This is a genomic window from Streptomyces sp. NPDC050509 (genome assembly GCF_044457965.1).
GTDB lineage: Bacteria > Actinomycetota > Actinomycetes > Streptomycetales > Streptomycetaceae > Streptomyces.
In genome coordinates this window covers 542,876-556,853 of sequence record NZ_JBITHL010000004.1, presented here as the reverse complement: position 1 = coordinate 556,853, position 13,978 = coordinate 542,876, and the positions used below count along the sequence as shown (strand labels likewise).

At 72.6% G+C, this 13,978-nt stretch carries 11 protein-coding genes and 2 pseudogenes; 6 read left to right on the top strand and 7 right to left on the bottom strand.

Features of this window, described 5'->3' with window-relative positions; all coding sequences use genetic code 11:
* Positions 1–4: 4 nt before the first annotated feature.
* The 4 genes from hutI to hutU all read right to left on the bottom strand — a co-directional run bounded on the left by hutI (position 5) and on the right by hutU (position 5,839).
* Positions 5–1,183 (bottom strand): imidazolonepropionase, encoded by a 1,179-nt coding sequence (gene hutI / locus ACIBJC_RS14895; protein ID WP_399292091.1) that lies wholly within the window; start codon positions 1,181–1,183, stop codon positions 5–7.
* A gap of 122 nt (positions 1,184–1,305) precedes the next feature.
* Complete coding sequence (locus tag ACIBJC_RS14890) at positions 1,306–2,769, bottom strand: formimidoylglutamate deiminase (RefSeq protein WP_399292089.1); 1,464 nt, start codon at positions 2,767–2,769, stop codon at positions 1,306–1,308.
* Positions 2,766–4,103, bottom strand: coding sequence for an allantoate amidohydrolase (locus ACIBJC_RS14885; RefSeq protein ID WP_399292087.1), 1,338 nt, complete (start codon positions 4,101–4,103; stop codon positions 2,766–2,768). The genes ACIBJC_RS14890 and ACIBJC_RS14885 overlap by 4 nt, the downstream gene beginning before the upstream one ends.
* Positions 4,100–5,839 carry a urocanate hydratase gene (hutU, locus tag ACIBJC_RS14880; RefSeq protein WP_399292086.1) on the bottom strand — a complete coding sequence of 580 codons (1,740 nt, stop codon included), beginning with the start codon at positions 5,837–5,839 and terminating at the stop codon, positions 4,100–4,102. The genes ACIBJC_RS14885 and hutU overlap by 4 nt, the downstream gene beginning before the upstream one ends.
* Positions 5,840–5,976: 137 nt before the next feature.
* Here hutU and ACIBJC_RS14875 point away from each other — a divergent pair, with 137 nt between their 5' ends.
* The 5 genes from ACIBJC_RS14875 to ACIBJC_RS14855 all read left to right on the top strand — a co-directional run bounded on the left by ACIBJC_RS14875 (position 5,977) and on the right by ACIBJC_RS14855 (position 10,008).
* The gene (locus ACIBJC_RS14875) at positions 5,977–7,401 is read left to right on the top strand and encodes a diaminopimelate decarboxylase (RefSeq protein ID WP_399292084.1); all 1,425 of its coding nucleotides are present in this window, start codon (positions 5,977–5,979) and stop codon (positions 7,399–7,401) included.
* A 204-nt stretch (positions 7,402–7,605) separates the two neighbouring features.
* Positions 7,606–8,118: a hypothetical protein gene (locus ACIBJC_RS14870; protein WP_399292082.1), complete on the top strand. Its 513-nt coding sequence runs from the start codon at positions 7,606–7,608 to the stop codon at positions 8,116–8,118.
* Positions 8,115–8,927 carry a transcriptional regulator gene (locus ACIBJC_RS14865; RefSeq protein WP_399292080.1) on the top strand — a complete coding sequence of 271 codons (813 nt, stop codon included), beginning with the start codon at positions 8,115–8,117 and terminating at the stop codon, positions 8,925–8,927. Before ACIBJC_RS14870 ends, ACIBJC_RS14865 begins: the two co-directional genes overlap by 4 nt.
* 88 nt (positions 8,928–9,015) lie before the next feature.
* Positions 9,016–9,450 (top strand): roadblock/LC7 domain-containing protein, encoded by a 435-nt coding sequence (locus tag ACIBJC_RS14860; RefSeq protein WP_329823474.1) that lies wholly within the window; start codon positions 9,016–9,018, stop codon positions 9,448–9,450.
* 183 nt (positions 9,451–9,633) lie between these two features.
* Positions 9,634–10,008, top strand: a complete 375-nt coding sequence (locus ACIBJC_RS14855) for a hypothetical protein (protein WP_399292078.1) — start codon at positions 9,634–9,636, stop codon at positions 10,006–10,008.
* 70 nt (positions 10,009–10,078) lie between these two features.
* Here the strand turns inward: ACIBJC_RS14855 and ACIBJC_RS14850 are convergent.
* From ACIBJC_RS14850 to ACIBJC_RS14840, 3 genes and pseudogenes are all read right to left on the bottom strand, one after another.
* Positions 10,079–10,280, bottom strand: a pseudogene (locus ACIBJC_RS14850) (hypothetical protein); the annotation flags it as partial.
* A gap of 156 nt (positions 10,281–10,436) precedes the next feature.
* Positions 10,437–11,273, bottom strand: a complete 837-nt coding sequence (locus ACIBJC_RS14845) for a MurR/RpiR family transcriptional regulator (protein ID WP_399292077.1) — start codon at positions 11,271–11,273, stop codon at positions 10,437–10,439.
* Positions 11,274–11,284: 11 nt separating this feature from the next.
* On the bottom strand, positions 11,285–13,048 hold the full coding sequence (locus ACIBJC_RS14840; RefSeq protein ID WP_399292365.1) for an aromatic amino acid ammonia-lyase: 1,764 nt from the start codon (positions 13,046–13,048) through the stop codon (positions 11,285–11,287).
* A 325-nt stretch (positions 13,049–13,373) separates the two neighbouring features.
* Here ACIBJC_RS14840 and ACIBJC_RS14835 point away from each other — a divergent pair.
* A pseudogene (locus ACIBJC_RS14835) lies at positions 13,374–13,826 on the top strand (TniQ family protein); the annotation flags it as partial.
* Between the last annotated feature and the right edge of the window lie 152 nt (positions 13,827–13,978).

The following is a 13,978-nucleotide window of genomic DNA, read 5'->3' as shown; positions in this document are numbered from 1 at the left end:
GGAGTCAGTGGACGCGGATGCCGCTCCGCCAGACCGACAAGACCAGGGGGACCCCGGGCCGGTAGGCGAGGTGGACATGGCTCGGGGCGTCGAGAAGGGCCAGGTCGGCGCGGGCGCCGGGGGTGAGGCGGCCGATGTCCGTCCGGCGCAGGGCCGCCGCGCCGCCCGCCGTGGCCGACCAGACGGCCTCGTCCGGGGTCATGCCCATGTCGCGTACGGCGAGGGCGACGCAGAACGGCATCGAGGAGGTGAAGGACGAGCCGGGGTTGCAGTCCGTGGAGAGCGCGACGGTCGCGCCCGCGTCGAGCAGACGGCGGGCGTCCGGCCAGGCGGCGCGGGTGGAGAACTCGGCGCCGGGCAGCAGTGTGGCCACGGTGGCGCCGTGCGCGAGGGCGTCGACGTCCGCGTCCGTGAGGTGGGTGCAGTGGTCGGCGGATGCGGCGTCGAGTTCGACGGCGAGCTGGACACCGGGGCCGTACGAGAGCTGGTTGGCGTGGACACGGGGGTGCAGGCCCTTGGCGCGGCCCGCGGTGAGGATCGCGCGGGCCTGGTCGCCGTCGAAGGCACCCTGCTCGCAGAAGACGTCGATCCAGCGGGCGTACGGGGCGCAGGCGTCCAGCATCTCGCCGGTGACGAGATCTACGTACGCGGCCGGATCGGCGGCGTGGTCGGGCGGGACGATGTGCGCGCCGAGATAGGTGACCTCGTCGGTCTGCTCGGCGGCGATACGGAGGGCACGGGCCTCGTCGGCGACGGTCAGCCCGTAGCCGGACTTGGTCTCCTGCGTGGTGGTGCCCTGGCGGAGCGCCTCGGCGAGGTAGCGCGCGACGTTGGCGGCCAGCTCGGCGTCGGTCGCGGCGCGGGTGGCGGCGACGGTGGTGCGGATACCGCCGGCGGAGTACGCGCGGCCGGACATGCGGGCGTTGAACTCCTGGGTCCGGTCGCCCGCGAAGACCAGGTGGGAGTGGGAGTCCACGAAGCCGGGGAGGGCGGCCCGGCCACCGGCGTCGACGGCGTTGTCAGTGGCGGGTGCTTTGCTTGATTCACCGACCCAGGCGATGCGGTCGCCGTCGATGACGACGGCCGCGTCCTGGATCAGACCGATGGGGGTTCCGTCACCGAGAGAGGGGTCGTTGGTGACCAGACTGGCGATGTTGGTGATGACGGTCGTGGTCGTCGTCATGGGAGGAATGCTCTCCTTCGGCCGCGCGGGCCGGGGTGTCGGCGGCGTCGGCCGGGGTGTCGGCGACACGGGCTGGGGCTTCGGCCACGTCGGCCGTGTCGGCGGCGGCGCGGGCCGGGGTGTCAGCCGCGCAGGGCGGCGATGGACCGGTCGAGTGCTGCCGGGACGTCGGGGATCAGGGCATGGGTTCCGTCGCGTACGACATGACGGCCACCCACGACCGTATGGCGTACATCGGCCGCGGAGGCGGCGAATACGGCGGTCTCCGCTCCGAGCCGTGGCAGCGAACCCGCTGTTCTGACGGAGTCCAGCGCGACCGTGACGAGGTCGGCGAACGCGCCGCGTTCGATACGGCCCGCGTCGGGCCGGCCGAGGGCCGCGTGGCCGTCGGCGGTGGCCGCGCGCAGCAGCGCGACCGCCGTCCAGTGACCGCGGCGCCGCGAGCGCAGCCGTTCGTTCAGCTCCATCGCGCGGGCCTCCTCGAAGAGATCGATGACGGCATGGCTGTCGCTGCCGAGCGAGAGCGGCGAGCCCGCGCGCTGAAGCTGTTCGGCGGGGCCGATGCCGTCGGCGAGATCTCGCTCCGTGGTGGGGCACATGCAGGTGCCGGTGGCCGCGGTGCCCAGCAGGGCGATGTCCTCGTCGGTGAGGTGGGTGTTGTGGACACCGGTGGTACGGGCGCCCAGCACGCCGTGGTCGGCGAGCAGCCGGGTGGGGGTGCGGCCGTGGACGGCGAGACAGGCCTCGTTCTCCGCGGTCTGCTCGGAGAGATGGACGTGGAGCGGGGCTCCGTGCTCCTCGGCCCAGGCGGCGACGGTGGCGAGCTGCTCGGCCGGGACGGCGCGTACGGAGTGGATGGCCGCGCCGATCAGCGCCTGGTCGCTGTCCTTGACGGCCGAGGCGAGGGCGGAGGCGCGCTCGGCCCAGGCCGTCGCGTCGCCGTCGGAGAAGCGGAGCTGATGCCTCTCGGGGGGCTCGCCGCCGCGCCGTTTCGCGATGCCGGAGGAGAGATAGGCGGTGTCGAGGAGTGTGATCCGGATCCCGGCCTCGGCCGCCGCCGCGATCAGGGCCTCGCCCATGGCGTTGGGATGGGCGTAGGGCGTGCCGCCGGGCGCGTGGTGGAGGTAGTGGAACTCACCGACGGAGGTGATGCCGGCCAGCGCCATCTCGGCGTAGACCGCGCGGGCGAGGGTGAAGTACGAGTCGGGGGTGAGCTTGGCGGCGATCCCGTACATGATCTCGCGCCAGGTCCAGAAGGTGCCGGAGCCGACCTGGACGGTGGAGCGCAGGGCGCGGTGGAAGGCGTGGGAGTGGGCGTTGGCCAGGCCCGGGAGGGTCAGGCCGCGCAGGACGGTGGCGCCCGGGGGCGGGGTCGTGACCTGGGTGCGTACGCCGGTGATCCGGCCGTCCGTGACGCCTACGGTCACACCGGGCTCGACGTGGGGCCGCCCGTCGGTGAGCCAGGCGTGCTCCAGCCAGTAGGTGCGGGCCGGTTCGGGCTGGGCGTCGGGTCCGGTGGTCCCGGTGGACGTCCCGGGCCGGGTGGTGACCTGGGTCCTGCCCGGGGCGGCGGTCGGCTGCGTCATGGGCACGCGAGTCCTTCCAGTACGTCGGCGAGGGCCAGCACCCCGGCCGCGCAGTCGTCCTCGGTCGCGGATTCGGCCGGGGAGTGGGAGACGCCCGTGGGGTTCCGTACGAACAGCATGGCGGTCGGGATGGAGCCGGACAAAATACCCGCGTCGTGTCCGGCGCCGGTGCCGAGCACGGGGATCCCGCGGCGCCCGGCTTCGGGGCGGTCGACTCCGGGGCGGTCGGTCCCGGGGCGGTCAGGTCCAGGGCAGTCGGTCCCGGGGCGGTCGCCGAGGATCCGGCCGAGTTCGTCCCGCAGGGCGTGCTCGAACTCGACCACGGGGGTGAAGGACTCCCGTACGACCCGTACGTCGATGCCCGTGCGGTCCGCGGCCTCGCGGGCGGCGGCCTCGATCGCGGCGACGACGGTGTCCAGGGCGGACTGGTCGGCGGCGCGGGAGTCCAGCCAGCCGCGGACGAGGGAGGGGATGGCGTTGACCCCGTTGGGCTCGACGGAGACCTTGCCGAAGGTGGCGAGGGCCCCGGCGAGTTCCGCCTCGCGGCGGGCGGCGAGGACGGTCTCGGCGTATGTCAGCATCGGGTCGCGGCGGTCGGCGAGACGGGTGGTGCCCGCGTGGTTGGCCTCGCCGTGGAAGTCGAAGCGCCAGCGGCCGTGCGGCCAGATCGCGGACGCGATGCCGACGGGGTCGCCGGAGAGGTCGAGGGCGCGTCCCTGCTCGACGTGGAGTTCGACGAACGCGCCGATCCGGGCGAGGCGTTCCGGGTCGGGCCCGAGGGTGGCGGGGTCGTACCCGGCGGCCTCCATCGCCTTCGGCAGCGGGACGCCGTCGCCGTCGCGCAGCTCATGGGCCTGGGCGGCGGTGAGCCGCCCCGCGGTGAGCCGGGAGCCGACGCAGGCGAGACCGAAGCGGGCGCCCTCCTCGTCGCCGAAGTTGCTGATGGCCAGGGGCTTGGTGAACCGCGCTCCCCTGCGCCGGAGTTCGTCCAGCGCGGCGAAGGAGGAGACGACACCGAGGGGCCCGTCGAAGGCGCCGCCGTCGGGTACGGAGTCGAGATGCGATCCGGTGACGACGGCGTCCCCGGCTAGGGGGTCACCGAGCCAGGCCCACTGGTTGCCGTTGCGGTCGACCTCGTAGGTGAGCCCCCGGTCCTCGGCCTGCGCGCGGAACCAGGCGCGGCAGTCGGTGTCGGCGGCGGTCCAGGCGTAGCGGCGGTAGCCGCCGCTGCCCGGGTCGCGGCCGAGGGGGGCGAGGTCGCGCCACATCTCCTGGAAGGAGGCGGGGGCGGAGGGGCCGGCGGGGGCCGGTGGGCGCGGTGCCGGGGAGGTCATGCCGTGGCGTCCTCGGCCGGCGCGGCGGCGGACGCGTCCCCCTGCGCGTCCCCCCGCGTGCCCTCCCGGGCGTCCTCCCCGGCGCCTTCCCGCATGGGGATACGGACGTCGCGCTCCTCGGCGACCGTCTCCGCGAGGTCGTATCCGGCGTCGACATGGCGGATGACGCCCATGCCGGGGTCGTTGGTGAGGACGCGGCGGATCTTCTCGCCCGCGAGCGGGGTGCCGTCGGCGACCGTGACCTGGCCCGCGTGGATCGAGCGGCCCATGCCGACGCCGCCGCCGTGGTGGATGGAGACCCAGGAGGCACCGGAGGCGACATTGACCATGGCGTTGAGGAGCGGCCAGTCGGCGATGGCGTCGGAGCCGTCGAGCATGGCCTCGGTCTCGCGGTACGGGGAGGCGACCGAGCCGCAGTCCAGGTGGTCGCGGCCGATGACGAGCGGCGCGGCGAGTTCACCGGAGGCGACCATGTCGTTGAAGCGCTCGCCCGCCTTGTCGCGCTCGCCGTAGCCGAGCCAGCAGATCCGGGCCGGCAGGCCCTGGAAGTGGACGCGCTCGCCCGCCATCCTGATCCAGCGGTGGAGGGACTCGTTCTCGGGGAAGAGGTCGAGGATCGCCCGGTCGGTCTTGTGGATGTCCGAAGCCTCGCCGGAGAGCGCCGCCCAGCGGAACGGGCCCTTCCCCTCACAGAACAGCGGCCGGATGTAGGCGGGCACGAAGCCGGGGAAGGCGAAGGCGCGGTCGTATCCGGCCAGTTGGGCCTCGCCGCGGATGGAGTTGCCGTAGTCGAAGACCTCGGCGCCCGCGTCCATGAAGCCGACCATCGCCTCGACGTGCCGGGCCATCGACTCACGGGCGCGCTGGGTGAAGTCGGCGGGCTTCTCGGCGGCGTACGAGGCCATGTCGTCGAAGTCGACGCCGAGCGGCAGATAGGCGAGCGGGTCGTGGGCGGAGGTCTGGTCGGTGACGATGTCGATGGGCGCGCCCTCGGCGAGCATGCGCGGAAGCAGTTCCGCCGCGTTGCCCAGCAGCCCGATGGAGAGCGGCCGGCGGGCGTCGCGCGCCTCGGTGGCGAGCTGGAGCGCGTGGTCCAGGCTGTCGGCGCGCACGTCGAGGTAGCGGTGCTCGATACGGCGGTCGATGGCGCGCGGGTCGCAGTCGATACAGATCGCGACGCCGTCGTTCATGGTCACGGCGAGCGGCTGCGCGCCGCCCATGCCGCCCAGACCGGCGGTGAGGGTGATCGTCCCGGCGAGCGTGCCGCCGAACTTCTTCGCGGCGACGGCCGAGAACGTCTCGTACGTGCCCTGGAGGATGCCCTGCGTGCCGATGTAGATCCACGACCCGGCCGTCATCTGGCCGTACATGGTCAGCCCGAGGGATTCGAGCCGCCGGAACTCCTCCCAGTTGGCCCAGTCGCCGACCAGGTTGGAGTTGGCGAGCAGCACGCGCGGCGCCCACTCGTGGGTCTGCATGACGCCCACGGGCCGGCCGGACTGCACGAGCATCGTCTCGTCCTGCTTGAGGGTGCGCAGCGTACGGACCATGGCGTCGAAGGAGCGCCAGTCGCGGGCGGCCTTGCCGGTGCCGCCGTAGACGACGAGTTTGTCGGGGTGTTCCGCGACCTCGGGGTCCAGGTTGTTCTGGAGCATGCGGAGGGCGGCTTCCTGCTGCCATCCCAGGGCGCTCAGTTCCGTACCGCGCGGTGCCCGTACGGGGCGGGGTCCTGACATGGCGGGTGCCTCCTCCGTGACGCTCCTGTTGAATAATCTATTCACATCCTGTCCGGATGAATAGAAGTAGTCAACCACTGCGTCGCGGGCCCCCGGATGATTGGCTGGCGTCCATGCCTTCAGACCCGCCTTCAGACATGCCACAGGAGACGCCCCCGCACTCCACCGCGGCCCGCCGGGACCGGGCCGTACGGGCCGCGGTGGAGCAGGGGCTGATCAGCGACGCGACCCCGCTCGTCGCCCTGCTCGACGTGGCCGGAATCCGTTCCTCGGCCGCCTCGCTCCGTACCGCCTTCGCCGAGGTCACCGCCCCCGGCACGCCCGTGCTGCACGCCTTCGCCGTCAAGGCCGCGCCCCTCGTGCCCGTGCTGCGCCTGCTGGCGGCGGAGGGCATCGGCGCGGAGGTCGCGAGCCCCGGGGAGCTGGCGCTCGCGCGGGCGGCGGGGGTACGGGCCGACCGCACCGTCCTCGACTCCCCCGCCAAAACCACCGCGGAACTGCGCGAGGCCTTCGCCCTCGGCATCGCCGTCAACGCGGACAACCCGCAGGAGCTGGCCCGCCTCGACGCCCTGGTCGGTTCGGCCCCCGCCGGCGCGGCACCCGCCGGCGCGGCACCCGCCGGCTCGGCACCCGCCGGCTCGGCACCGAAGTCCGCGCCGGCCGCCCCGCCCTGCGGGCTGCGGGTCAATCCGCAGCTCGGCGCCGGGTCCATCGGGGCGCTGTCCACCGCGACCGCCACCTCCAAGTTCGGCGTCGCGCTGCGCGACGAGGGCGCCCGCGCCTGGGTGATCCAGGCCTACCTGGACCGCCCGTGGCTCACCCGGCTGCACACCCACTCGGGCTCGCAGGGCATCCCGTTCGATCTGATGGCCCAGGGCGTACGGACCCTGTACGAGCTGGCCGAGGAGATCAACGCGGCGGCCGGCCGCCGGCAGATCGACACCCTCGACATCGGCGGCGGCCTCCCGGTCAACTTCGCCTCCGACGAGGAGACGCCCACCTACGCCGCGTACGCCCGGCTCCTCAAGGACACCGTGCCCGGAATGCTGGACGGACGGTACGGGCTGGTGACGGAGTTCGGCCGTTCGCTGCTCGCCAGGCACGGCACGGTCCTCACGCGCGTCGAATACGCCAAGTCCGCCGGGGGCCGGCCCATCGCCGTGACCCACGCGGGCGCGCAGGTCGCCACCCGTACCGTCTACGCCCCGGCCTCCTGGCCAGTGCGTATCGCCGCTTACGACGCCGAGGGGCGGCCCAGGACGGGCCCCGTCGTGGCGCAGGACATCGCGGGCCCGGCCTGCTTCGCGGGCGATCTGCTCGCCGAGAACCGGCCGGCGCCCCTGCTGGAGCAGGGCGATCTGGTCGCCGCGCTCGACACGGGGGCGTACTTCTTCACCGCCCATTACTCCTACAACAGCCTTGCCAGGCCTGGGATTCACGGATTTGTCGTGAAAGCGGGTACCGGTGCCGAGGTGCGCTTCGCTACCGTACGAGAACAGCAGACGACCGACGAGATCGTGGCCGAGTCGGGCGGCGCGTACGCCGACGCGTTGCTGGACTGAGGAGCGGAGCGCCTCGGCATCACCGCGGGCACGACCGGGCCGGACCCATCACATCCAGCCTTCTTCATATCAACTGCCTCTGAATCGCGCGCATGTTCCGATGGAAAATGCCAGAACGCCCACCCCTCGCACGGACGTTGCGTAACCTCGCGGTTACTGCTGTACGGCAGTGCGCCCGCACGCCCGGCTGGGAGGGGAGTCCGCGTGCCCGGAATCGATGCGTGCCTGGAAGAGGCCATGAGCCTGCCGGGAGCGCGCGGCGCGGCGATCGTCGACTGGACGAGCGGACTCGCGCTCGGCACGGCGGGACAGTCGCCCAACGGCGACCACGAGGCCACGGCAGCCGAGACGGCCGAACTGGCCCGCGCCGCCGCCGAGTACACGGCCTTCGCACCCGAAGCTCCGGCACCACCGGCAATACCGGCACCACCCTCGCCGTCAGAAGCGTCCGAGGCGTCCGAGGCGGCGGACGGGCCCGCCACGAAGGCCACGGACACGCGTGAGGGCGACGACGAGGGAGAAGGCGAGGGCGGCAAAGGGCCCCCCGTCCAGGACCTCATCGTCACCACCCGCACCGGTTACCACATCCTCACCTTCGTCGAGACGACCTTCGACAGCAGCGTCTTCCTGCATCTCTGGATGGACCGCGACACCGGCAATCTCGCCCTCGCCCGATTACGCCTCGGCCGCCTCGCCGAACGGCTGGTGCTGGGATGACCGCCGCGAGACCCCCGCTCCCCTCCGGACCCCCGCTCTCCTCCGGCCACTCCGCCGTCTCCCCGATGCTCGTGCGGCTCGCCGGGGAACGCGCCACCGGCGCCCTCCTCCGTGACCACGGCACGCTCTACCTCACCGACGGCCGCGTCGTGCACGCCGAGAGCCCCGCCGCCCCTGGCATCGACGTCCTCCTCACCGCCGGCGGCCGGCTGCCCCGGGCGGGCTGGGAGGAGGCCGTGGACCGGGCGGGCACCCGCCGCGAGGTCGGCAGGTTCCTCGTCGACAGCGGCCGGCTCCACAACGGCGAGCTGGAGATAGCCCATACAGGCGCGCTCTTCGACGCCGCCTTCTTCGCCCTCGCCCCCACCGGCGGCCCCACCCGCTTCCGTTACGGAGTGGCCCACTGGCTCGGCTCCGTACGGCCCGTCACCGCGACGGCCGTGGAGCGCGAGACCCTGCGGCGGCGCGAACTCCTCGACCAGGTCTGGCCGTACGCCGCCGTCGACACCGCTCCCGTGGTAGCCCGAAGACCGGCCCCCGGCCAGGCGGTCACCCGCAGACAGCGCGCCCTGCTGGAGCTGGCGGACGGCGTACGGACCCCGGTGGCCATCGCCTGGACGCTGGGGCGGCCCGCGTTCCACACCCTTCTCGACATCCGCAGGCTGGCCGCCGCGGGTCTGGTCGAGACACCCGACGACCCGTCGTCGGTCCCCCACGCGACCGTTCCCTCCTGGATCGCGACGGTCTCCGCGGCCCCGGACATCGCCCTGTTACGCCGGCTCCGCGACGCACTGGAGGCAACCCTGTGACCTTCCGCCCCATCCACCGAGACTCCGAGGGTCCCCGGCCTGGACAGGGCCCGTGCGGCCCGGTCCGAGCAGGCCGCGCCACGGCGTCATGAGGCGTGCTCTGCGGGCGCGCGCCGAGAGGAGACAGCTCATGACAGCGGAGGCCGACGTGCTCGGTGAACTCAGGCGCCTTCGGGCCCGACTCCCGCACCTCACCGGGTCCCTCGCGGCCAGTACCGACGGTCTGGTGCTGGCCCAGGACACCGCGGACGTGGAGGCCGAGGGGGTCGCGGCGCTCACCGCCGCCGCGCTGGGCGTCGCCATGCGGCTCACGGACTCCACCGGACAGGGCGCCTTCAAGGAGCTGCTGATCCGGGGTGAGCTGGGGTACGTGGCGACGTACGCGGCGGGTTCCTCGGCGGTTCTGACACTCCTGGCGGAACCGAGGACCAATGTGGGCAGACTCCATCTGGAGGCGCGCCGTTCGAGCGCCCGGATCGGCGAACTGGTCGACGGCGCCCTCGAACGGCTGGAGAACGCCTGACCCATGGCCTCCTCCAACTCCCAGCGACCCTCGCCCCGTTCCGGTTCCGGTTCCGGTTCCGGTTCCGCAGACTCCTCCGGTTCCGCAGGCTCCTCCACCCCCTCCCCCTCACGCAGAACACGCGCCCCCCGGGCGTCCGGAACACCCCGGACGCCCGTACGACGGAAAGGAAGTGCGACGTTCATGGCCAACACCGAAGCCGCCCTCAAAGAAGCGGTCACCACCATCGAAGGGGCCCTCGGGGTCGCCCTCGTCGACTACTCCAGCGGTATGGCCCTCGGTACGGTCGGCGGCAGCAAGGATCTCGATCTGACCGTCGCCGCGGCCGGCAACACCGATGTGGTCCGGTCGAAGGTCCGCACCATGGAACTGCTCGGCCTCAAGGACGAGATCGAGGACATCCTGATCACCCTCGGAACCCAGTACCACCTGATCCGGCTGCTCAAGGGCCGTGGCAACAGCGGGCTGTTCCTCTACCTGGCGCTGGACAAGTCGCGGGCGAACCTGGCGATGGCCCGCCACCAGCTCGGCAGGATCGAGTCCAGCCTGGAGGTCTGATCCGGTTCGGTGCCGGTTCACTGCCGGTTCGGAACCGCCTTGAACACGTTCGGAACCGTTCTGAACCCGTTCAGCGACGGCGCCGTGCCCCGCCGGGCGCGGCGTCGCCCGCGCCCAGCCCCGTCGTCCGGTAGCCCTTCACCCGCGCCCGCGAGGGCCAGGCCCCCGGTGATGGGCACCACGAACGAGAATCCCACCGCCAAGAGAAACACCCCGAGCAGCCACCACCGGTGGACGCGCCGCCAGTTCCGTACCGTCACGGACCGGTCCTGAGCGTGCTGCCAACTGTGTGGCGGCAGGCCAGTGACGGACTCTGAGCGTTTCCTGAGAACCAGCGGAACGGACGCCTCCGGCAGACCGGACGCCCCCTCACGTCCCCTTCACGCCGCCCCTCACACCGCCCCTTTCACGCCTCCCCTCACGCCCCCTCACTCCACGAAGAGACCCCGGGCCGCCGCCCGCGCGTCGAACTCCTCCAGACGCGCCTGCGCGTCCGGCAGCCCGTCGCACATCGCCTCCAGCAGCACCCGGCCCAGCAGCATCGGCGCGCACGCCGTGTCGAAGGCGAGGCCCGTGCCGACCGCCGCCGGGATCAGCAGATCGCTGTGGGCGGCGACCGGGGCGAAGGCCGAGTCCGCGACCGTCACCACGGTCAGCCCCGCCGAGCGCGCGTACGCCAGCGCGTCCACGACCTCCTTGGGATGGCGTGGCAGCGCGAAGCAGAGCAGCGCGCTCGCGCCCGCGCTCCGCGCCGTGTCGATCCGGTCGGTGAGCATCGTGCCGCCCTCGTCCAGCAGCCGGACGTCCGGGTGGACCTTGGCCGCGAAGTAGGCGAAGCCGCGCGCCTGCGAGGAGGCCGCCCGCAGACCGAGCACCGGCAGCGGCCGGGAGCCCGCGAGGAGCTTGCCCGCGCGCTCCACGGGCTCGGGGTCGGCGAGGAGTTCGGCGAGCCGGCGCAGATTCTCGATCTCGCCGCGTACGGCCTGCTGGTACTCGTTGTACGGGGTCTCCCCCTCGGCCCGTTCACCCGGCGCGACCTCCCGCAGGTGCCGGCGCAGCGCGGGGTAGCCGTCGAAGCCGAGCGCGACCGCGAAGCGGGTGACGGAGGGCTGGCTGACCCCGGCCAGTTCCGCCAGCTCGACGCTGGACAGGAACGGCGCGTCCACCGCCTGGCGCACCATGCTGTGCGCGATGCGCCGCTGGGTGGGGGTGAGGCGGTGCCCCTCGAAGAGCTGCTGGAGGCGGGCGGCGGGGCTGTCGCTCATGCGAGATTCCCTCAATTCCCTTCGTGGGATCGGTCATGGGATCGGTCATGGAAACGGTCGTGGGACAGGTCGTAGTACCCGTGGTACCGGTCCTGATACCGGTCGTGGGATCCGTCGTGGTCCGTCGTGGCCGGCGGGTGGGCGGTCAGGTCGTTCGTCAGCTCCGTGAACCGGTCGAGCAGGGTGGCCGCCGCCGTCACATCATCGGTCAACGGCCGGTCCCCCACCTCCTCGTCGAGTACGGACTCGGCCAGCGTGAACGCCCTGCCGACCGGCAGGTCCGGCTCGGGACGCAGCCCCCGCTGGCGCAACGCCCGTACGGCGGCGACGAGTTCACACCCGACGACCAGGCGGTACGGGTCGGCGAGACGCAGGGTCTGCCGGGCGGCCAGGGAGGCGAAGCTGGCCTGTTCCTCCACGCCCCGGGAGAGCACGGCGTGGCCGAGCGAGGCGGGCGCGGAGAACGACCGCAGATCGCCGAGGGCCGCGCCCGCCGCGTACTCAAGGATCATCACGCCGGAGCTGGCGGGCTCCGCGTCGGCGAGGAAGGGGCGCAGCCGGGTGAAGCCGGGCTCGTTGAGCGCGGAGAGCCGGGAGGTGGAGAGCCGCGCGGTCTGGACGAGCGCGAGCCTGAAGTGGTCCAGCGCCAGGGCGATCTGCGCCAGGTAGAAGCCGCCGTGGTGGTAGGCGGCGGGCAGCGGGTCCTCGTCCGTGCCGGGGCGGATCAGCGGGTTCTCGGCGGCGGCGTTGATCTCGACGGCGAGCGCGCGCTCCAGCGCGTCGGCGGCGTCGCGGGCCGGGCCGTGGATCTGCGGGACGCAGCGGAAGCCGTACGGGTCCTGGATGCGGCCGAGCGGCGGCCCCGGGCGTTCGGGGGCGCCGAGTATCGCGCGCAGGTCGGCGGCGACGGCGTACGAGCCGGGGTGGTGGCGCGCGGCGTGCACGGGCTCCGCGTACGCCTCGTACGAGCCGTCGACGGCCAGCAGGGAGAGGGCGGCGACGAGTTCGGTGGCGGCGACGAGCCGGCGCAGTTCGTGCAGGGCGAGTGCGGCCTGGCCGAGGGTCAGGGCGTTGCTGCTGATCAGGGCGAGGGCGTCGTTGTTGTCGAGGGGCTGGGCGGCGGGCGGCTGCCCGCCCCTCGCCGGGGAGCACCCGCCCCGCCCGCCGGTGGACCGCCCGCCGGTGGACCTCCCGCCGGTGGACCTCCCGTCGTCCTCGTCGGCGAGCCGCCACGGGTGCTCCCCGGCGAGGGCGAGGCCCATCTGCGCGAGGGCGGCGATGTCGCCCGTGCCGACCGAGCCGAACGCGTGCACCAGCGGGTACGCGCCGGACTCCAGGGCGTCGCAGAGCGCGGTGACGACGGTGGGCCGCAGCCCGGCGCCGCCCGCCAGGAGCTGGTTGGCGCGTACGGCGAGCATGGCGCGGACCTCGCGGGCGGGCAGCGGATCCCCGATGGCGCCGGCGTGGCTGCGCAGCAGGCGCAGCCCGTGGTCGGCGGCGGCCTCGGTGGGCACGGCCTCGGTGCGGTTGGCGCCGACGCCGGTGGAGCGCCCGTACACCCGCCCGGAGGCGGCCAGCTCGCGGGCGACGTGCCAGCTCTGCTCGACGCGCTTGATCGCCTCGGTCCCGGGTACCGGACGGGCGGCGCCGTCGGCGAGTCGGACGATGTCGGCCACCGGGAGGCTCTGTCCGTCGAGCACGACAATGGATGGAATAGTCGCAGTGGCCGGACTCGTACCCCGACCACTGCCTGGGTCCGTCATGCGGGACGACATCATGCTCAAATGCCTCTTTTCGAACCTCGCGTCTCACCCTGCGGTCATCCGTAACCTGTGATTTACGCGCAGGCATTGACAATCTATTCAGAGAACAAGAACTCTGCATGACTATATGCAGCGAGGCAAGAGACGCGGGTACGGGACGCGGTCAGGCCGACTCAAGGGACTACTGATGATCACATTCGACGCGGTGAACAAACGCTTCCCCAACGGCACCACGGCTGAGAACCGTCGCCGGAAATGACAGCGAGCACCCCAACATGACAGTGCACTTGCTAGCGTTGACCGCCTAAACGACAGTGACGCGGGTCACTCTCAGGGGGTGAGACGGGTGCTTCCTCGGCGATTATCGCTGGTCACAGCCCCGCAGACAGATGAGGCGTTCGGCTCCTGGGTGGACCGGATGGCGTGGCTGAACCGGTGTCCTCCGAGCGTGATGGTGGATCTGCTGGGACTACCGATCCGACCGGCTTCGGCGGATGTGCGGCCGCCGGTGTTCGGCGTTCGGGCCGACGACTGGGTACGGCGAGCCGTGTACGCGGCGACGGGTGTCGCAGCCGGAACGGTCGAACGGATGCATCTGGCCGCCTTTGACCGCGGGCCGCTGATCCTTTCGGATGTTCTGGCAGCGGGTGAGGTGGCCTCACGTGGGTCAGTCGGCCGGGAGTGGGTGGAGCTGTCCGGGAGTCGTGCCTGTCCGTGCTGTCTGCTGGTGTCGGGCGGGGTGTGGCAGGTGTGGTGGAAGTTGGCCTGCGCGGGGGTGTGCCCGATCCACGGGATGGTGCTGCTGGACCGATGCCCCTCGTGCGATTGCGTACTGCGGTGGGGCGGAGAGCGGCCACGGATGCTGCCACGCCAGTGGTGCAGGCCGCCCACGGGATGTGCGAGTCCGGTCGACAGGAGGCCGTGCGGGCAGTGGCTGCCGCT